Source organism: Kitasatospora sp. NPDC008050 (genome assembly GCF_042957465.1).
Taxonomy (GTDB): domain Bacteria; phylum Actinomycetota; class Actinomycetes; order Streptomycetales; family Streptomycetaceae; genus Kitasatospora.
Map to the genome: position 1 here is coordinate 382,840 of NZ_JBIBIJ010000008.1, position 17,673 is coordinate 400,512.

The following is a 17,673-nucleotide window of genomic DNA, read 5'->3' on the forward strand; positions in this document are numbered from 1 at the left end:
GTCACCGGAGCCGCCGCGGTCACCGCTCCGGGGCGATCACCAGGCAGAACGGGTGCCCTGCCGGGTCGGTGAGGACCCGCCACCGCTCCCCGCCCGGCTGGTGATCGGGCTTGCCCGCGCCCAGCTCCAGCAGCCGTGCCTCGGCCCCGTCCAGGTCCGCGACCGCGAAGTCGAGGTGGAACTGCTGGGGAACGGTCTGGTCGGGCCAGCGCGGAGCCCGGTAGTCCTCGACCCGTTGGAAGCCGATGAAGAGGCCGTCCCCGCGGGTGAGACCGGCGAAGTCGGCGTCCGACTTCGGGTGGGGTTCGAGGCCGGTGGCTTGCTGGTAGAACGCCACCAGCGCCAGCGGATCGGCGCAGTCGAGTGTTATCGCGGTCAACGTCATCGTCGGGGTCACGGCGTCTCCGGTGTCACGGCGTCTGCGGGGTCACGACGTCCGCGGGGTCACGGCGTCTGCGGGCAGGTGTTGATCATCCGATCATGCTGCCCGGGTCAGAGCCGTGTGTTCAACCCCGCCGTCTCGCCCTCAGTCCTTCAGGACCTGGTAGATGCCGTAGACGACTCCCGGGATGTGGCCCAGCAGCTGGAGCAGGAAGGCCCAGAGCACCTTCAGGCTCGGGCCGTCCTTGATGAGCACCGCGAGCCACGGCAGGACCAGGCAGAGCAGCACGAGAAGGACTTTGATCATGATCGTCCTCGATTCGAGGCGTTCCGGTCGTGACACCGCAGGACTTTCTTCATCGTCCCACCGCGGGCCGCCCGGTTCATCCCCCATCTGGCGTACGGTCCCGCGCATCCCGGCTGATCGGTTCTAATCTGCGATTGACCGGGAACCCGCACGGACCGCCGCGGTCGGCACGGTGAGAGGAGTGTCGGCGTGGACAGGGACGCGGACGGTCGGCAGCACCGCGAGGGATCTCACCGTCGCTCCGGGGAGCAGGGACCGCAGCGCCCGGCAGCGCGCCCGCAGGGGCGACCGCAGGGGCGACCGACCTCCCGCCCGCCACGCCCGTCCCCCGGCTCACGGTCGCAACCGCGGTCGCGGTCGGGAGCCACCGTCCCGCGTGGCCTGGCCGTGGCGGCCGGCTACGCGTGGCGGGTACTGCTGCTGGGCGTGCTCGGCTATGCCGTCTTCGTCGTCCTGGAGCGGGTCGAGTTCGTGGCAGCGGCGATCTTCGTCGCGCTGGTCCTCACCGCGGTGCTGCGCCCCCTGACGAACCTGCTGGCGCGCGGACTGCCGCGGGTGCTGGCGGTGCTGCTGACAGTGGTGACCGCTGCGGTCGTGCTGGGCGGTCTGCTGGCGCTGGCGGTCGCGCTCGAAACGAGCCACTCGGCGGAACTCGGCACCGAGTTCCACGGCGGCCTGAACCGTATCGAACGCTGGGCGCAGGGTCCGCCCCTGCACCTGTCCCAGCACACGGTCTCCGATCTGCCGAGCAAGCTCGGCAAGTTTCTCTCGGCCCACCGTTCCGCCCTGGTCAGCACCGCGGTGAGCAACGCGGGCCGGATCTTCGAGGTGGTCACCGGCGCCGCCCTGGCACTGTTCTGCGCGATCTTCTTCATCTACTCCGGCGACCGGATGTGGGCCTGGTTCGTGGCGCAGCTGCCCGCTCGGCGGCGGCCGCGGTGCGACCAGGTGGGCCGGGTCGCCTGGCGGACCTTCGCCGGTTACACCCGGGGCATCATGATCGTGTCCGCCAGTAACGCCGCGCTGGTGGCCGTCGCGCTGCTCGTCCTTCAGGTGCCGCTGGTGCTGCCGCTGACGATGCTGGAGTTCCTCGCCAGTTTCATCCCGCTGGTCGGCTCGCCGGTCGCCCTCGCGGTCGCCTCCACGGTCGCGCTGGCCACCCGGGGGCCGTGGACCGCGCTGCTGGTGCTGGCCCTGATCGTGGTGATCGGCCAGATCGAGGGGCATGTGCTGCAGCCGCTGGTGATGAGCTGGGCGGCGCGGATCCACCCCGTCGCCGTCGCCCTCTCGGTCGCCGCGGGTGGACTGGTCGTGGGCGTCGTGGGGGCGGTGGTGGCGGTGCCGGTGGTGTCGGTGGCCTGGGCGGTGTACGGCGAGCTGCGCAGGGGGTCACCCGGCAGGCCCGAGCTGTGAGGGTCGGTGAGCAGGGACGGGCCGAAGAGGGCGGGCGGCGCGGGACCGGCCCGCGGAGCGTCCCGTTTGAAGACGCAGCTCATGAACCGTTTACGCAGTTCGTACCGGTCGCCTCGCATCATGGAGGAGAGGCAGGCCCCCGCTCGGCATCCGGCAGACGGGCCGTCCAGAGGCCGCCGCCAGGATGTCATCGGCACGGATGTCACAGGTGGGGCTGTCATGAACGAACAGCAGCAAGCAGGGGCACCTGACGGACACGGCAACGCGCGGGCAGAGGGCCACACCGGCACCCCGCCCGGCGGCTGGGGCCCGCCGCCACGACCCGACACCGCGGTCCCGGGACCGCCGCCGCAGCACGCCGCACCGCCGCCACCACCACCGAACTACCCGCCGGGTGCGGTGCCGGGCTGGGGCTACTACCCGCCGCGCCGGCGGCGCCCGGGCCGGACCGCCATCGCCCTGGCGGCCGCGCTGGTCCTCGCGGTGGGCGCCGGGATCGGTATCGACCAGGCGGTCATGCGCTCCGGGACCACCGCCACCGGCACGCCGTCCTCGGCCTCGCGGGTGGAGCCGACCTCGCTCACCCCGGCCGACGCGGTCGGCAAGGCCGAGGCCGGTCTGGTGATCATCAACACCACCGTCGGCTACCAGAACGCCAGGGCCGCCGGTACCGGCATCGTGCTCAGCGCGAACGGCGAGATCCTCACCAACAACCACGTGATCGACGGCGCCACCGCGATCCAGGCGACCGACGTCGGCAACGGCCGCACCTACACCGCCACCGTGACCGGCTACGAGCGCAACGGCGACCTCGCCGTCCTGCAGCTCAAGAGCGCCTCCGGCCTGACCACCGCCAAGCTGGGCGACTCCGCCAAGGTGTCGGTGGGCGACGCGGTGACCGCGATCGGCAACGCCGGGGGCACCGGCACCCCCTCCGCCGCCGTCGGCAACGTGACCGCGCTGGACCAGTCGCTCACCGCGAGCGACGAGGCGACCGGCTCGAACGAGCAGCTCGACGGCATGATCCAGGTCAACGCGGATGTCGAGCCCGGCGACTCCGGCGGCGCGCTGGTCGACTCCACCGGCGCGGTGATCGGCATCGACACGGCCGGCTCCCAGTCGCAGAACGGCGGGCAGCAGGGCCCGCAGCAGGGCTTCGCGATCCCGATCAACACCGCGCTCCCGATCGCGCACCAGATCACGGCGGGCAAGTCGAGCACCGAGGTGCACATCGGCCCGACCGCCTTCCTCGGCCTGGAGGTCGCCACCACCGGCTCCGGCCAGTCGAACGGCCGCGGCGGCGGGAACGGCAACGCGAACGGCAACGGGAACAGCGGCGGGAACGGCGCCGTGCTGGTCGCCGGGGTGATCGACGGCTCGCCCGCGGCGCAGGCCGGCATCGTCCAGGGTGACGAGGTCACCTCCGTCGACAGCCACACGCTGACCGGCCCGGACTCGCTGACCGACCTGATGCTCGGCCAGACCCCCGGCAAGCAGGTGAGCGTCCAGTGGGTCGACGCCGGCGGCACCCAGCACAGCAGCACGCTCACCCTCGCCACCGGACCGGCCGACTGACAGACCCGGACACCGGAACCGGGCTGGCGGACACCCGGACGTCCTACGACACCGTCGCCGCCGAACACCCTGCCGGGGGCGGCCCCTCCCGGTCGCCCCCGGCAGCACTCGACGTTGCCGACCAGGCGCTCCACGCGACCGCGCTGCTCGGCTCGGCGCTCCTGTTCACCCGGTACTAACCACGCCCACCGCACCCAAGGGGGGGCGAGGACGGATTCGAACCGTCACAGCAGAGAATACGGCTTAGCAAGCCGCTGCCTTACCACTCGGCCAACTCTCCTGGTGCTGCGCTGCCGGACGAGGATTCGAACCCCGAACCTCCTGAACCAGAGTCAGGCGTGCTGCCAGTTGCACCATCCGGCACTGCGGGGCGGCATGAAAAAGGCCGCCCGGACGGGGAAGTCCTCCGTGGGCGGCCCGGCGCTTCAGCCGTTCTACCGTCCGGTGGGATATCCCTGGCTCTGCTGGGAGCTTGAGGAACGCTGATAGGACCGGCTGCTGCTCACGGTGCGTTCCTCTCTGCGGTGGTGCGGGCTGATGTGGCAACTCTGCGGCATGGTGGCCCGCTGGACAACCGAATATCTGACAGGACTTCCGAGGGAGGTGGGTCACGAGCGAACCTCCTGCGGCGGGGGAACCCCACTTCGCGTTCGATCCTGTCGCGTCTGCCGCAGACTGGTCCACGCTACGGCTCGGGCGGCGTCCGGCTTCGCGCGGGGCGCGAGGTCTGGTCCACGGTGGTTCGGGTGCCTGCTGTCTTCTGCGTCCATGAAGATCATCGCTCTCGGACGGGCCGAAGCCGCCGGCCGGGCCCATCGAGGGCAGCCCGGAGTGGTCGCAGGCGTTCGACGCGAAGACCAAGCGGTCGGCTGACCTGGGCAGGGTGCGCCGTGACCTCATCAAGGGGCGCGGCCAGGGATGGCCACCTGACAGGGAATCAACTGGCCGCGGTGAATCACTACCGTCAGTGTTGGCCGATGGTCGCCCTCTTGGCACCCCTGGCTGGGGTGGCGGGACTTCGATGCTCGACCGATCTATGCGAGATCGGCCCACTCGTTCGAGTGTTGAGGGTGGTTTGGCGTGGTTCCGTGACCACACGACCTACCAGGATTGGCGCGACAGGCCGTTGGGCTGGTCTCCCATGCGCGGACCGCTCGCGGCCACGAGCGTCACGATCAGCCAGCCCAGCGGGAGCCGAACTGGCCACCAGTGGGGACCGCCAGCGGGGAGTTGCCGGCCATCCTTGGGGAGATGAACCTGGCCGCTGACACGCTGGTCCGCAGCGCGCTCCCTGAGATCCGACGGAAAGGCAGGGCGATCGAGGGCATTCCGAGGGCCCTCTCGTCCGGCTCGAACGGGCCGGTCGGACAACTTCTATGGCGTCAGCTCTCCGCCCAGTACAGGGTGGGGACGAGCGTCGAGTTGCTCTGGTAAAGCAGCTCCATCACCGGGTCGTAGTTAAACTCGCCCCGCTTGAAGTTGTTGATGACGCTCTGGGCGTCTGTGCAGAACTTTGCGTCCCTTGCATTGAACTTGGTGAGCCACCAGTTCTCGTCCAGGATGAGAGGGAGATAGTTCTCCTTGCTGACCGGGTCGGTGATCGCTTCGATGAACTTCGAGACGTTGCCGTAGCTCTTGTCGGGTAGCAGCCAGAAGACCAGACTCTGCTTTTCCTTGTTCAGGATGAGGGACTTGAAGTTCTCGTCGAATTCGAGGTACTTGGTCGGCTGCGACCGCGCTTCGAGCATCTCCTCCCTGTTTGCCGGGAACAGCCAGCTCCTCTTCGCGCCGAAGAAGAAGATCGCGTTGTCGAGTGCGTTGTCGGGAATGGACTTGTACTGCCTCGAGAGGAATGATGCACTAAGAAAGACGTAGCGCCGGCTATCTTGGTCGACCATTTCCGGTCCCCCTCTTGTCTCGATGAACTGCCATCGCCCAGTACTCCCCAGGGCGGCAGCAAGAAAACATCCAGGCTCCGGCATCACCTGAACGAGTGAATCCGGTGTCCGGCAGGGCTGATGGGCGGCGCGGGGGCCCGGTTGCCTGGGAGGGCAGCACCTGTGGGGCTTCGCGAGCCCAGCAGAACGTCGTGCCCGGCGCCGAGCACGACCAGGACACGGCCGGGGACCAGGCGGCGCTCGCCGCCGATGGGCAGGAGCGGCTGCGGGCGTGGGCGCGCCGGGAGTTGCTGCCGTTGCGGATGCTCGCCTCGGTCGGGTACCCGATCGACGACGCCGCCGAGGAGGTGCGCCGGATCAGGGCGAGCGCCTTCGAGGCGGCGGCCCGGCTCGCGGACGCGACGGGGACAACAAGGCGGTGCGCAAGTTCCTGGGACTCGACCCGGCCGGGCCGCAGCTGCCGAAGGTGCCGTTGCCCGCCGGCCGCCAGGATCCGCAGGAGCAGCCGTGGCTGACCAGCTGACGCCGGTCCGGCCGGGCCGGGGTTCGGGACGCGCTGGCCAACCTGACGTCAGGCCCCTCACGCGCTCCGGATAGCTGTGACGGGCCCGCCGGGATACCGACGAGCCGTCACGAACTCCAAGATTAGCTACACGATCCGTTCGTGCTGGTGGACTTCCAGATGGGGTTCCCTCCCTCTGAGCTGTACCACTCGAACGTGAAGCTTGGCGTGCAGCTTTGGGCGGCCATGTAGCCGGTGATGTCGTCGGCCACAATCAGCCGGTCGTTGTTAGCGATTGAGCCTCGGTGCTTGGACTACGGTGTCCGGCCATGAACTCCGAACACTGGCTGGTGGACACCCGGACGTCCTACGACACCGTCGCCGCCGACTACGCGGACCAGGTGCGCGACCTGCTCGACCGAACGCCGTACGAACGCGCGGTCCTGACGCTCTTCGCCGAGCTGGTGCGAACCGCCGGCGGGGGGCCGGTCGCCGACCTGGGTTGCGGGTCGGGCAGGATCACGGCCCATCTGCGCGACCTGGGCGTGGACGCCTTCGGGATCGACCTGTCGCCCGCCATGATCGAGGTGGCCCGACGCGATCACCCCGGCCTGCGGTTCGAGGTCGGTTCCATGACGGACCTCGACCTGGCCGAGGCTTCGATCGCCGGCCTGGTCGCCTGGTACTCGCTGATCCACCTCCCCGACGAGGAGATCGGCTCGGTCTTCCGGCAGTTCCGGCGGGTGCTGCGCCCCGGCGGTCCCCTGCTGCTCGCCTTTCACGTCGGTGACGGGTCACGGCTGAAGACACGGGGCTACGGCGGCCACCCGATGAAGGTCCACGTCCATCTGCGCCGGCCCGACCGGTTGGCTGCCTGGCTGGAGAACGCCGGCTTCACGGTCGAGGCACGACTGACTCTCAGCTCGGCCGAGAGTGCGCTCGGCGGAATCCTCGTTGCGCGTCGCCATTAGGACAGGATCTGACCTCAATGGCCTCTAGCGTGGTTGTCGGCAGCAGGACACGAGAACGACGGAAGGTTGCGATCATGACCAACGACGCGTTGACGACCAGTGGCGAGCAGGCCGGTGCCGGCGAGCGGGCGGACCTGCTGGCGACGCTGGCCAAGCACCGGCAGTTCCTGCGCCGCACCACCCGCGATCTGACCGACGAGCAGGTGGGCCTGCGGACCACCGCCAGCGAGCTGTGTCTGGGTGGCCTGATCAAGCATGTCACCTCGGGCGAGCGGAACTGGGCGGAGTTCATCGTGACGGGCCCCTCGGCGATGCAGGACTTCAGCGCCATGACCGAGGCCGACTTCGCGAGCTGGGCGGACGACTTCCGGATGCTGCCGGGTGAGACGCTGGCCGGGGTGCTGGCCGCCTACGCCGAGGTGGCCCGCCGGACCGACGAGTTGGTCGCCTCGTTGCCCGACCTCGATGCCACGCAGCCGCTGCCGAAGGCTCCGTGGTTCGAGCCCGGCGCGCAGTGGTCGGCACGGCGGGTGCTGCTGCACATCATCGCCGAGACCGCGCAGCACGCCGGTCACGCGGACATCATCCGGGAGTCCCTGGACGGGGCCAAGAGCATGGGCTGACCGGTGCACCCGGTGGCTCGGAGCGGGGGCGGCTCACCGTCCCCGCTCCGTGCAACCGGGTGGAGCCGTACCCTCGTCTGACGGACTGTCACGGACTGTCGTGGTCCGTCGGACGAGCAGCATGGGAGGCTGGCGATGTCCACGGAGGACACCGGGCGGACGGGGGTCGGGACCGGCGTGCTGATCCTGGCCGCGCTGGGGACGCTGATCGGGCTGCTCTTCCTCGCCAACAGCCGCACCGACGAACCGGGCACCGGGCACGACCCGGTGACGATCAACCTGCCGAAGACCGTCGAGCACAAGCACCGGTTGGGCTCGTCCGTCTACGCGCTGGGCGAGCCGGACGACATGGTGACCCAGCTCTCCGCCGGCGGCCTCACCTCCTCCGGTCCGACCGACCTGCGCCAGGACGTCTACGGCGACCCCTCCAGCAGCGCCGGTGTCTGGGTGGTGGCAGCCTCCCGCAACTACAGTGGTCGGGTGGGTAGTTGGCTCGCCGACAACGCCCCCTCCGGCCAAGGCATCACGGTCACCCACCCGCGGCTGCCGATCGCCGGCAACACCGCGTGCTACCGGCAGCAGGACGGCCGGAGCATGTGCACCTGGTACGACGAGAACTACTTCCTGCTGGTCACCGGCCTCACCGACCCGGACAGCGTCCAGCAGGTCCTGCTGCGGGTCTACGCCGGCGCCGAGGCCTGAGCGGCCGTTGCCCGAGCGGCCGTCGAAGGCCCGGTCGTCGAGGGCACGGCCGTCTACGGCGTGCCAGGGGCCTGCGGCCGGGGCCGCGTCCGCGCGCGGTAGCCGGTGGCGACGACGAGGCTGCCGGCCAGGACGGTCAGCGCGACCACCCGCAGGCCCAGGTCCATACCGGCGGTGAAGCGGGCCACCTCCTGCGCCGTGCCGGGGACCCCGGTGGAGCGGGAGGCGAGCAGCGAGCCGACCACCGCGACGCCGAGCGCCGCGCCGACCTCGCGCGCGGCGGTGTTCAGCCCCGCACCCAGGCCCGCCTGGGCGGGCGGGAGTTCACCGACGACGGTGGCGGTGAGGGTGGGCGCGCACAGGCCCATGCCGATCGACAGCAGGAGCAGCCAGCCGGCGTAGAGCGGGTAGGCGGTGTGCGCGTCGCAGGTGGAGACCAGCAGCAGCCCGGCGCCGATGAGGGCCAGCCCGCCCGCCGCCAGCGGCCGCGGGCCACAGGTCGGGGCGAAGCGGGCGACGAGCCTGGGGACGAGGATCATGCCCAGCGTGACGGGGGCCACGGCCACGCCGGTCAGCGCGGGCGAGAAGCCCTTGGCGTACTGCAGGAACTGGGCATTGACGTAGAAGAGCGCGAACAGGCCGAAGAAGCTCAGCCCGGTGCCCAGCACCGCCGCGCGCAGCCGGACGGAACGGAACACCCGCGGGTCGACCAGCGGCCGCGCCGCCCGCCAGGCATGGACCGTGAAACCGGCCGCCAGCAGGGCCGCGGCCGCGAAGGCGCCGAGCACCCGCGGGGAGGTCCAGCCGCGGTGCGGCCCCTCCACGATCGCGTCGACCAGGACGAGCACCGCGGCGGTGAGCAGGACCGAGCCGACCGGGTCCACCACGGCCTTCGGATTGCGGGCCGTGTGCGGCACCCGGACCGCGGCGAGGCGGGCCAGGACGGCGGCCAGCACCGGCATGACCGCGAACAGCACCCGCCAGCCGAGGAACTGGCCGGCCAGACCGCCCGCCAGGTTCCCCGCAAGACCACCGAGCCCGATCGACAGCGTCCAGGCGGCCAGCGCGCGACCGCGCTCGGCCGGGGCGGTCAGCTGCACGACCAGCGAGAGGGTGGCGGGCATCAGCAGGGCCGCGCCGGCCCCGCAGAGCGCCCGGCCCGCGATCAGCCAGTCCATGCCGGGCGCGGCCGCACTCACCCCCGCACCGAGGGCGAACACCGCGAGCCCCGCCAGCAGTGCGTGTTTGCGGCCGTAGCGGTCCCCGAGGGCACCGGCCGGGATCAGCAGACCCGCGAAGACGACCACGTACGCGTCGACCGCCCACAGGAGCTGATCCGGCGTCGGGTGCAGGGCGCCGGCGGCGAGCCGGGGAATCAGGAGGTTCACCGCCGCGACCATGCTCTGCGCCAGCGCCACGCAGGCGCAGAGCACCACGAGCAGGGAGCGGGGCAGGGCCTGGGCGGCCTCCGGGTTCGGCGGAGTCGGACGAAGCGGGGCAGAACAGGCGGGTCGGGGCAGGGCAGAGCGAGGCACGGCTCTCCTTGGAGCGAGTGATCCGGCTTGAGTGATCCGGCGTGAGTGATCCGGCGTGAGCGATCTGGGGTCGAGAGCACCGTAGAGTCGTCCGGGACCTGCCGACCAGTGCAACTTTTGCAAGGAGATATTGCGTGTGACGCAATCCAGCCTGGACCTCAATCTGCTGCTCGCGCTGGACGTCCTGATCGAGGAGTCCAGCGTGCGTGGCGCCGCCGCCCGGCTGCACCTGTCCGAACCGGCGATGAGCCGCACGCTGGGCCGGATCCGCACCGCGCTCGGCGACCCGATCCTGGTGCGCGCCGGGCGCGGGATGGTCCCGACCCCGGGCGCCCTGGCCATCCACGCCGACGTGCGCGAACTGGTCGAACGCGCCCGCGCGCTGTTCCTGTCCACCGGGCACACCGATGTGCGCACCGCCCTGCGGACCTTCACCGCCATCGCCTACGACGGGCTGCCCGCGATGCTGGTCCCCGCGCTGCTCGCCCGGGTCCGCGCCGAGGCGCCGGGCGTGCGGCTGCGGTTCCTGACCGAGGGCCACCAGGACGAACCCGTGCTGCGCGAGGGGGTGGCGGACCTCGAAATCGGTGTCATCGACAACCAGTTGCCCGAGGTGCGGGTCGAACACCTCTACGAGGAGCGGATGGTCGGCGTCGTCCGGTCGGGACACCCGCTGCTGGCCGCGGCCGTGACGCCCGAGCGGTTCGCCGCCGCCGAGCACCTGATCGTCTCCCGCCGCGCCCGGATGCAGGGGCCCGTCGACCAGGCCCTGCGCGAACTCGGCCTCACCCGCACCGTGTGCGCGACGGTCGGGTCCCTCAGCTCCTCGCTGTTCATCCTGCGCGAGACCGATCTGGTGGGCCTGATCCCACGTCAGAACCTGGCGCTGGCCGAGGCGCTGGACCTGACCACCTTCCCGGTTCCGCTGCCGCTGCCGACGCTGCCCTTCGGCATGGCCTGGCACCCGCGCCACGACGCCGACACCACCCACCGCTGGCTGCGCACCGCCATCAGGGAGCTGCTCCTGGACCGCTTCGAGTCCCCGACTCCCCCTCCGACGTGAATCGACGCCGAGGCCCTAGACTCGACTGATGATCTTCATCGTCGTGAAATTCCCGGTCAAGCCGGAGTACACCGACTCCTGGCTCTCCCATGTCGAGGCCTTCACCCGGGCGACCCGCGCCGAGCCCGGGAACCTGTGGTTCGAGTGGTCGCGCAGCGCGGAGGAGCCCGACACCTACGTGCTGGTCGAGGCGTTCCAGGACGGCGCGGGCGAGGCCCACGTGAACTCGGACCACTTCCGCGCCGCGCTGGAGACCATGCGTCCGCTGGTCCAGCGGGCGCCGCAGATCGTCAGCACTGTGATCGAGGGCGCCACCGGCTGGAGCAAGATGGGCGAGCTCGGCATCGACTGAGGCGCCGCCCGCAGCGCCTGCTGGGACACCACCTACAGCCCCACGGCGACCCTGTGAGCCGGTGTCCCGGTGTCCCGGGCGCCTCGCCTCGGCCGGCGGGGCGCCTCACCCCACGAGCCCGTCCCGCCCGTCCCGCGGCAGGCTCGCGAGGACGCCGAGGACCAGCACCGCCACCGCGCCGGCGAAGACCGCCCCCGCCGTGCGCAGCCCGGTGGCCGTGATCAGCACGCCCACGCCGATCGCGGGCAGCGCCAGCATCGCGTAGAGCACGGCGAAGAGCGCCGAGAACGCCTGACCGCGGACCCGGGCGGCGACCTGCCCGGTGATCAGCGCGATGCCGTCGCCGAGCGCCAGGCCGGTGGCCAGGCCCACGGTCACCGCGGCCGCGATCAGCGGGGCGAGGGCGGCGGTGAGCATCGCGAGGGCGATCAGCGCGGCGGCGGCCAGCAGGCCGAAACAGGCGGCGGGCAGCACCGGCCGGGGTGCCAGCACACGCGTCAGCAGCTGACCGGTGCCGGTGCAGACGAAGGCGATCGAGACGGTGGCGCCCGACAGCACCGGGGTGCTCAGCTTCAGCACTTCGCCGAAGAAGAGACCGGTGGTCGCGGTGAGCACGCCCAGGACCGCGAACCCCGCCCCCGCGGCCAGCGCGCAGCGCAGAAAGGGACCGCGGACCGCGGCGGGAACCCGGGGCAGCGAGAGGGACAGCAGGCGGCCGTCCGCGCGCCTGGGCACGGTCTCCGGCACAGCCGTCAGCAGCACCAAGGACACCAGGACGAGCACGGCGTCGACGATCCAGACCAGCCGCAGCGGATCGGCCGCCCACTCGGCCAGCGCCCCGGCGAGCAGCGGGCCGCCGGCCAGGCCGCCCATGTTCGCGGCCAGGGCGATCCGACCGGCCCGCACCTGCCGGTCGGCGGGCGCGAGTTCGGTCAGGTGGGCGGTCGCCGCCCCGGTGACCAGCGCGGCGGCCAGGCCCGAGAGCACCCGTCCGAACAGGAGCAGCCCCAGGCCGTCGGCGGCCAGGAAGACGCCCGCGGCGGCCCCGGAGAGCAGCAGCGCGGTAGCGGTCACCGGGCGGCGGCCGAGCCGGTCGGAGAGGGAGCCGAAGCAGAGCAGCCCGGCCACCACGCCCAGCGCGTAGACCGCGAAGGCGACCGTGACCATCAGCGAGGAGAAGTGGAAGGCCGCCTCGTAACGCGGGTACAGCGGGGTGGGGATGGTGGTGCCCATCATGGTGACCCAGAAGGCGGCGGCGACGATCGCGGTCGCCGGGCCAGGGCGGGCGTGGACCCGGCGGGTTCGGGAGGCGCTGGAGTCGGTCGTGGTCATCGGTTCTCCGGCGGAGGGTGCCGAGCGGGGGCGTCCGTGGGCGGTCCGGCCTTCGCGGTGTCCGAGCAAGCCGACGGCGTGCTCCCGTCGAGCCTAGGCCGTCCGGACGATTCGCGTCGGTTCAGCCCTGGGGCGGGCTGTCCCAGGAGTAGGAGTCGGGCCGGTTGTGGGTCCCGCCGGAGTTCTGGTTACGGATGGTGGCGTTGGCGGTGTAGGACGTCCTGTTGTCGAAGACGACCAGGCAGCGCAGGTGCGCCGTCTCCTCGCGAGCGGTGTCGTGGACGTGGGGGGTGCACGACACCGAGGCGACCGGCCGGTGGTCCTGTGTGGTGAGGTGCGACTTCATCGCGTTCTGCAGGGCCACATAGGCGTCGGTGTTCGGCCCGCAGCCGGCCGCCGCAGCCGCGAGGGCCGCTGTCAGCACCAGGGCCCGCGATCCCCGCAGCCACGGCCGGGCCCGGAATCGCCCACGCAAGGGATCTACTGGCACCGGCGGACTCCTGATCGTTGGTCGAAAGGCCCCGATGCTAGCCGAAACGGGTGAACCCGCCGGGCAGTGCCGCGTCAGGCAGCTTTTGCGACGGGCGAAGGTTGCCTGACGCGGCACTGAACGTCAGCTCTCGTTCCCGGCGGACCACAGGGAGGCGGGCAGCGGCCTGCCGGTCTCGGCGTAGGTCTTGAGGTTCGACAGGACCATCGGCCAGCCGCCGGCCACCTGGCGGTGCGCCACCTCGTCGCGCAGGTTCACGTGGGTGACGGTCAGTCGCACGGTGTCGCCGTACGGCTTGAGGTCGAAGGTGACCTGCGAGGTCCCGTCGGCGGACCGGTCATCGGGCGAGGCCCAGGTGACCACCAGGCGCCGGGGCGGGTTCGACTCCACGACGGTGCCCACGACGTCGGCGATGCCGGAGCCGTCCAGGCGCTGGTGCTCCCAGAGGGAGCCGGGCTGCCAGTCGGAGACGTTGCGGTGGCCCCAGTAGGCGGCCGTCGCCTCCTGGTCGGTCAGGCACTCCCACACCTTCTCGGGGGTGGCCTCGATGTAGGTGGTGTAGACGAACTCGGGCTTGGTGGTGGTGCTCATGGCTGTTTCCGCTCTCTGTTTCAGTGCGCTCAGCCCGCGCAGGCGGGGCCGCTCGAACTTGTCGATCCACCGCTCCTGGATCTCGTGGAGCGGTACGGGGTTGAGGTAGTGCAGCTTCTCCCGGCCGCGCCGAACCGTGCTGATGAGGTTGGCGGCCTCCAGCAGACCCAGGTGCTGGGTCGCTGCCTGCCGGGACATCCGCACGTTCTCGCACAGCTCGCCCAGGCTCTGGCCGTTGTTCTCGTACAGCCGGTCGAGCAGGAGCCGGCGGGTCGGATCGGCCAGGGCCTTGAAGACCCTGTCCATGTCGTTGCTCACCCTTCCATCATGCAAGCAAATGCCTGCATGTCAAACGTGGCTATCATGACGGCCGGGCGAGGAGGGGGATCACGGTGACTTCCGTGCAGGGCGACGCGGCCGGGGCCGAGGCACACGAGGGGCTGGTCGTCGGCGGCCGGTACCGGTTGGTACGGCGGCTGGGAGCGGGCGGCTTCGGCCGGGTGTGGCAGGCCGCCGACGAGGCGCTCGGCGTCGACGTCGCGGTCAAGGAGGTCTGGCTCGCACCGGCGATGAGCCCGGCCGAGCGCGGCGAACGCCTGCTGCGGGCGCAGCGCGAGGCCCGTAGCGCCGCCCGGCTGCGCGATCACCCGAACGTCGTCGCGGTCCACGACGTCCTGGTCGAGAACGGCGCGCCATGGATCGTGATGCAGCTGGTCCAGGGCCGGTCGCTGGCCGACCTGCTCCGGGAGGGCGAATCGCTGCCACCCGAGCAGGTCACCCGGATCGCCCGGGCCATGCTCGCGGCACTGGGCGCCGCCCACGCGGCGGGCGTGGTGCACCGGGACGTGAAGCCGGCCAACATCATGCTGACCGACGACGGGCGGGTGCTGCTCACCGACTTCGGCATCGCCGTGCAGGCCGAGGACACCGCGCTCACCGCGACCGGCGCCCTCATCGGCTCGGTGGAGTACATGGCGCCCGAGCGGATCCAGGGTCAGGACAACGGTGCTGCCGGTGACCTGTTCTCCCTCGGCGTCGCGCTCTACCACGCGGTCGAGGGACTGTCGCCGTTCCGCCGGGCGACGCCGACCGCCGCGCTGCTCGCGGTGATCTGCGACCCTGCCCCGCCGCTGCGCCACGCCGCGGAACTCGCGCCGCTGATCGAGGGCCTGGTGGTCAAGGACCCGGCCCAGCGGCTCACCGTCGCCGGTGCCACCGCGCTGCTCGACTCGGCGGAGCAGGGCGCGGCCCCGGTCACACCGGCGGCGCCAACTCCCGTGCCGGCGATGCCCCTGGCGCCGCCGGCCGTTCGGGCCGTCGCGCCGTCCGTGGCGCCGCCGGCCGCATCGCCCGTGGCATCGCCCGTCGCGCCGTTCGTCGCGGAGCCCACCTCGCCGATCAAGCGCCGCACCTCGCGCGGGGCGATCGCGGCGGTGGCCGGCGCGGGCGTGCTGGTGTGCGGGGTGGTCACGGTCCTGGTCGTCTGGGGCCTCACGGGCAGCGTGCCCGGTGGCTCGGCCCTCGGTCTGGGCGGTTCGTCACTGAAGTCGAAGCTGCTCCAGGCCGGTGACATGCCGGCCGGCTTCCAGAGCGACTGGGGTGCGGGTGACATGGGCTATCTGCGCCCGGCCGACGGCAGCTGGCCCGCGACCTGCGCCGCCAGGAACCAGGAGCCCGTGTGGCACCGCACGCCCGACAACACCGTCGAGTACACCGCCGTGGCCGGCGACGCGTCCCCGTCGGCCGCCGCCGGCGGATCCTACGGCGAGTCGGTGCAACAGGTCTCCGCCGACCAGGCCGACGCGTACCTGCAAGCCGCCAAGGAGGTGGCCGCCTGCCCCTCCTACACCGTCGACCTGGTGGACTCCGGCGGCTCGAAGCAGCGGTGCACCGTGACCACGACGACGCTCCCGGCCCCCACGGTCGCCGGGGCCACCGGGGACGTGGTCGCCCGCCGCGAGACCTACAGCTGCGCGGACGTCGCCGATGCCACTCCGTACGCACCGGTCGTCATCGAGAAGCTGACCACCAGTCGGGGCGGATACCTGGTCGAGTTCTTCGTGCAGCCCGGCGAGAACGGTTCGGACAACACCCTGGACCCGCAGCCGTTGCTGGACAAGGCCCTGGCCAAGCTGTCCTGAGGCTCCGTGCCGTTCTGACGCCTCGTGCTGTTCTGACGCCTCGCGGCCCTTCTGACGCTCCGTCAGCCGATCACGGCGATCCCGACGAGCGCGAGGGCGAACGAGACCACGCAGAGGGCGCGTTGCTGCCGATCCCAACGCGCCCACCCGCCAAGGCCCTTGCTCGCAGCGGCGACCCCGACCAGGCCGGCGGTGAAGATCGAGAAACCCACCACGAAGCGCATGTCATGGCTTCCAGATGGTGGGTGGGGTCCCCCACTGGACCTTGGTCGGCGCGCCGACGCCCCCGTCGGCGAGGTAGATCACGCAGCCGTCCAGGCTCTGGCCGGCCGCCGCGTTCTTGAGCTTCGCGGTATCGGCCGGCTCGCACTTCGAAAAGCCGTGGGAGGTCAGCGGGTTGTTCGGATCCCCGGTGACGTCCAGGCTGGGCATCACGTCCAGCTGGGTGAGTTGCTCGGCCCCTGCGTAGGCCACGAAGTCCTCGAGGACGTCGCTGTCACCGCTCTGGGTCGCGGCGATCCGGTAGCGCAGGTAGTACGGGGTCTTCCCGCTGTACTGCGAGGAGTTCTCCAGTTCGCGCAGGTCCGCACTGGTGCCGGCCTCGATGCCCGTGACGGTGACGCTCACCGCGACCTGCTGCTTGTTGTCCGCGTTGGCCTTGACGGTGGCCGTGCCACCGATGGCGAGCGTCCTGGCCGAGTCGCCCGCGCCGCTCTTCGAGCAGCCGGTCAGCAGGACGAGGGCGGTGCCGAGCGTGGCCACCAGGGCGGTGGTGGCGATCTGACGGTGTTTCACTGTGCTCCCCCGAGCAGCCGAGCGCTCCCCCTGAGCGCCGATGCCCGCATCGTACCGGTGGCGGTACGCGAGCAGTGGGTCACGGGGGCGCGACGGTTCACGCTCTCGCTCACGGTGTCCCGGCCGGCCGACGTCAACGCCTTCGTCGACGCCGCCCTCGACGCCGCCCTCGAAGCCGGCGCCACACCGCTCAAGCCCGTCACCAAGTCGCTCTGGGGCCACGGCGGCGTCGTCCGGGCTCCGGACGGGGCGATCTGGAAGGTCGCGACCTCGGCGAAGAAGGACACCGGCCCGGCCACCCGGCGGTTCGACCAGCTGGTGCTGCTGCTCGGGGTCGCGGACGTGGCCGCGAGCAAGCGGTTCTACACGGAGCGTGGCCTGACCGTGGCGAAGAGCTTCGGCCGGATGTACGTGGAGTTCGCCGGCGGGTCGAGCCCCGTCACTGGGGCTCTACCGGCACCGCGCGCCGGCCGAGGACGCCGGCGTCTCCCCCGAGGGCACCGGATCGCACCGGCTCACGATCGGCGGCACGCCAGGGCCCTGCACCGACCCGGACGGCTTCGCCTGGGAGACGGCCGCCTCCGTGAGCGGGGCGCTGATCGGGTGATCAGTAGTTGTGGTGGATCTGCCAGTAGGCCCAGGCCTGGTTCGGGCTGCCGTAGCGGCTGTTCATGTAGTCGTACGTCCACTTGATCTGGGTGGACGCGTTGGTCTGCCAGTCGGCGCCGGCGGAGGCCATCTTGTTGCCGGGCAGGGCCTGGCCCAGGCCGTAGGCGCCGGAGGAGGGGTTGGTCGCGGTGACGTTCCAGCCGCTCTCGTGGGAGACGATCTGGTCGAAGGAGGCCAGCTGGTCGGCGGGCACGATGGCGGCGGCGATGGACTGCGGGGTCTCGGCCGAGGCGACGGTGGGGGCCACCGCCGCGCCGATGGCGACGATGCCGGCGGCGGAGGCGAGAAGGGCGGCGGACTTGCGCATGCGGGTGGAGATCACGGGCATGTGGA

At 71.4% G+C, this 17,673-nt stretch carries 18 protein-coding genes, 1 tRNA gene and 1 pseudogene; 9 read left to right on the forward strand and 11 right to left on the reverse strand.

Annotation, left to right across the window (positions count from 1 at the left end; translation table 11 throughout):
* Positions 1 to 19: 19 nt before the first annotated feature.
* Both ACFZB9_RS18990 and ACFZB9_RS18995 read right to left on the reverse strand, forming a co-directional pair.
* Positions 20 to 385 (reverse strand): VOC family protein, encoded by a 366-nt coding sequence (locus tag ACFZB9_RS18990; protein WP_391448587.1) that lies wholly within the window; start codon positions 383 to 385, stop codon positions 20 to 22.
* A 141-nt stretch (positions 386 to 526) separates the two neighbouring features.
* A complete protein-coding gene (locus tag ACFZB9_RS18995) occupies positions 527 to 688 on the reverse strand; it encodes a YqaE/Pmp3 family membrane protein (RefSeq protein WP_391448511.1) in 162 nt (53 codons plus the stop codon).
* A 387-nt stretch (positions 689 to 1,075) separates the two neighbouring features.
* Here ACFZB9_RS18995 and ACFZB9_RS19000 point away from each other — a divergent pair, with 387 nt between their 5' ends.
* Together ACFZB9_RS19000 and ACFZB9_RS19005 are read left to right on the forward strand one after the other, a co-directional pair.
* Complete coding sequence (locus ACFZB9_RS19000) at positions 1,076 to 2,101, forward strand: AI-2E family transporter (RefSeq protein WP_391448513.1); 1,026 nt, start codon at positions 1,076 to 1,078, stop codon at positions 2,099 to 2,101.
* Between the two features lie 219 nt (positions 2,102 to 2,320).
* On the forward strand, positions 2,321 to 3,676 hold the full coding sequence (locus ACFZB9_RS19005) for a S1C family serine protease (RefSeq protein ID WP_391448515.1): 1,356 nt from the start codon (positions 2,321 to 2,323) through the stop codon (positions 3,674 to 3,676).
* 290 nt (positions 3,677 to 3,966) lie between these two features.
* On the opposite strand, the gene ACFZB9_RS19010 is transcribed toward ACFZB9_RS19005, so the two are convergent.
* Both ACFZB9_RS19010 and ACFZB9_RS19015 read right to left on the reverse strand, forming a co-directional pair.
* A tRNA-Gln gene (locus tag ACFZB9_RS19010) sits at positions 3,967 to 4,039 on the reverse strand.
* 1,019 nt (positions 4,040 to 5,058) lie between these two features.
* Positions 5,059 to 5,661 carry a hypothetical protein gene (locus ACFZB9_RS19015; RefSeq protein WP_391448517.1) on the reverse strand — a complete coding sequence of 201 codons (603 nt, stop codon included), beginning with the start codon at positions 5,659 to 5,661 and terminating at the stop codon, positions 5,059 to 5,061.
* 744 nt (positions 5,662 to 6,405) lie between these two features.
* On the opposite strand from ACFZB9_RS19015, the gene ACFZB9_RS19020 reads away from it, so the two are divergent.
* The 3 genes from ACFZB9_RS19020 to ACFZB9_RS19030 all read left to right on the forward strand — a co-directional run bounded on the left by ACFZB9_RS19020 (position 6,406) and on the right by ACFZB9_RS19030 (position 8,372).
* Positions 6,406 to 7,047 (forward strand): class I SAM-dependent DNA methyltransferase, encoded by a 642-nt coding sequence (locus tag ACFZB9_RS19020; protein WP_391448519.1) that lies wholly within the window; start codon positions 6,406 to 6,408, stop codon positions 7,045 to 7,047.
* A gap of 74 nt (positions 7,048 to 7,121) precedes the next feature.
* On the forward strand, positions 7,122 to 7,670 hold the full coding sequence (locus tag ACFZB9_RS19025) for a DinB family protein (protein ID WP_391448521.1): 549 nt from the start codon (positions 7,122 to 7,124) through the stop codon (positions 7,668 to 7,670).
* A gap of 135 nt (positions 7,671 to 7,805) precedes the next feature.
* The gene (locus ACFZB9_RS19030; protein WP_391448523.1) at positions 7,806 to 8,372 is read left to right on the forward strand and encodes a hypothetical protein; all 567 of its coding nucleotides are present in this window, start codon (positions 7,806 to 7,808) and stop codon (positions 8,370 to 8,372) included.
* A gap of 53 nt (positions 8,373 to 8,425) precedes the next feature.
* On the opposite strand, the gene ACFZB9_RS19035 is transcribed toward ACFZB9_RS19030, so the two are convergent.
* Entirely contained in the window at positions 8,426 to 9,907 is a 1,482-nt protein-coding gene (locus ACFZB9_RS19035; RefSeq protein ID WP_391448525.1) for an MFS transporter, read from the reverse strand.
* 130 nt (positions 9,908 to 10,037) lie between these two features.
* Here ACFZB9_RS19035 and ACFZB9_RS19040 point away from each other — a divergent pair, with 130 nt between their 5' ends.
* Together ACFZB9_RS19040 and ACFZB9_RS19045 are read left to right on the forward strand one after the other, a co-directional pair.
* Entirely contained in the window at positions 10,038 to 10,970 is a 933-nt protein-coding gene (locus ACFZB9_RS19040) for a LysR family transcriptional regulator (protein ID WP_391448527.1), read from the forward strand.
* A 28-nt stretch (positions 10,971 to 10,998) separates the two neighbouring features.
* On the forward strand, positions 10,999 to 11,322 hold the full coding sequence (locus ACFZB9_RS19045; RefSeq protein WP_391448528.1) for a putative quinol monooxygenase: 324 nt from the start codon (positions 10,999 to 11,001) through the stop codon (positions 11,320 to 11,322).
* A gap of 105 nt (positions 11,323 to 11,427) precedes the next feature.
* Here ACFZB9_RS19045 and ACFZB9_RS19050 read toward each other — a convergent pair whose 3' ends face one another.
* The 3 genes from ACFZB9_RS19050 to ACFZB9_RS19060 form a co-directional block, all read right to left on the reverse strand.
* Entirely contained in the window at positions 11,428 to 12,654 is a 1,227-nt protein-coding gene (locus ACFZB9_RS19050; RefSeq protein WP_391448530.1) for an MFS transporter, read from the reverse strand.
* A gap of 121 nt (positions 12,655 to 12,775) precedes the next feature.
* Positions 12,776 to 13,144 (reverse strand): hypothetical protein, encoded by a 369-nt coding sequence (locus tag ACFZB9_RS19055; protein WP_391448532.1) that lies wholly within the window; start codon positions 13,142 to 13,144, stop codon positions 12,776 to 12,778.
* A 123-nt stretch (positions 13,145 to 13,267) separates the two neighbouring features.
* Positions 13,268 to 14,041 (reverse strand): ArsR/SmtB family transcription factor, encoded by a 774-nt coding sequence (locus tag ACFZB9_RS19060; RefSeq protein WP_391448588.1) that lies wholly within the window; start codon positions 14,039 to 14,041, stop codon positions 13,268 to 13,270.
* Positions 14,042 to 14,127: 86 nt separating this feature from the next.
* On the opposite strand from ACFZB9_RS19060, the gene ACFZB9_RS19065 reads away from it, so the two are divergent.
* Positions 14,128 to 15,876, forward strand: a complete 1,749-nt coding sequence (locus ACFZB9_RS19065) for a protein kinase (protein ID WP_391448533.1) — start codon at positions 14,128 to 14,130, stop codon at positions 15,874 to 15,876.
* Positions 15,877 to 15,938: 62 nt separating this feature from the next.
* Here the strand turns inward: ACFZB9_RS19065 and ACFZB9_RS19070 are convergent, their stop codons facing one another.
* On the reverse strand, positions 15,939 to 16,100 hold the full coding sequence (locus ACFZB9_RS19070; protein ID WP_391448534.1) for a hypothetical protein: 162 nt from the start codon (positions 16,098 to 16,100) through the stop codon (positions 15,939 to 15,941).
* Between the two features lies 1 nt (position 16,101).
* Positions 16,102 to 16,671 carry a hypothetical protein gene (locus tag ACFZB9_RS19075; RefSeq protein WP_391448535.1) on the reverse strand — a complete coding sequence of 190 codons (570 nt, stop codon included), beginning with the start codon at positions 16,669 to 16,671 and terminating at the stop codon, positions 16,102 to 16,104.
* 81 nt (positions 16,672 to 16,752) lie between these two features.
* Here ACFZB9_RS19075 and ACFZB9_RS19080 point away from each other — a divergent pair.
* Positions 16,753 to 17,278, forward strand: a pseudogene (locus ACFZB9_RS19080) (glyoxalase); the annotation flags it as partial.
* Here the strand turns inward: ACFZB9_RS19080 and ACFZB9_RS19085 are convergent.
* Positions 17,279 to 17,668: a lytic transglycosylase domain-containing protein gene (locus ACFZB9_RS19085; RefSeq protein WP_391448536.1), complete on the reverse strand. Its 390-nt coding sequence runs from the start codon at positions 17,666 to 17,668 to the stop codon at positions 17,279 to 17,281.
* Positions 17,669 to 17,673: the final 5 nt, after the last annotated feature.

What these genes read in the sequence shown, in the direction of transcription:
- ACFZB9_RS18990 (WP_391448587.1), bottom strand. Translation starts at nt 385, where the DNA reads ATGACGTTGACCGCGATAACACTCGACTGCGCCGATCCGCTGGCGCTG.
- ACFZB9_RS19025 (WP_391448521.1), top strand. Translation starts at nt 7,122, where the DNA reads ATGACCAACGACGCGTTGACGACCAGTGGCGAGCAGGCCGGTGCCGGC.
- ACFZB9_RS19060 (WP_391448588.1), bottom strand. Translation starts at nt 14,041, where the DNA reads ATGGACAGGGTCTTCAAGGCCCTGGCCGATCCGACCCGCCGGCTCCTG.
- ACFZB9_RS19070 (WP_391448534.1), bottom strand. Translation starts at nt 16,100, where the DNA reads ATGCGCTTCGTGGTGGGTTTCTCGATCTTCACCGCCGGCCTGGTCGGG.
- ACFZB9_RS19020 (WP_391448519.1), top strand. Translation starts at nt 6,406, where the DNA reads ATGAACTCCGAACACTGGCTGGTGGACACCCGGACGTCCTACGACACC.
- ACFZB9_RS18995 (WP_391448511.1), bottom strand. Translation starts at nt 688, where the DNA reads ATGATCAAAGTCCTTCTCGTGCTGCTCTGCCTGGTCCTGCCGTGGCTC.
- ACFZB9_RS19030 (WP_391448523.1), top strand. Translation starts at nt 7,806, where the DNA reads ATGTCCACGGAGGACACCGGGCGGACGGGGGTCGGGACCGGCGTGCTG.
- ACFZB9_RS19045 (WP_391448528.1), top strand. Translation starts at nt 10,999, where the DNA reads ATGATCTTCATCGTCGTGAAATTCCCGGTCAAGCCGGAGTACACCGAC.
- ACFZB9_RS19085 (WP_391448536.1), bottom strand. Translation starts at nt 17,668, where the DNA reads ATGCCCGTGATCTCCACCCGCATGCGCAAGTCCGCCGCCCTTCTCGCC.
- ACFZB9_RS19005 (WP_391448515.1), top strand. Translation starts at nt 2,321, where the DNA reads ATGAACGAACAGCAGCAAGCAGGGGCACCTGACGGACACGGCAACGCG.
- ACFZB9_RS19050 (WP_391448530.1), bottom strand. Translation starts at nt 12,654, where the DNA reads ATGACCACGACCGACTCCAGCGCCTCCCGAACCCGCCGGGTCCACGCC.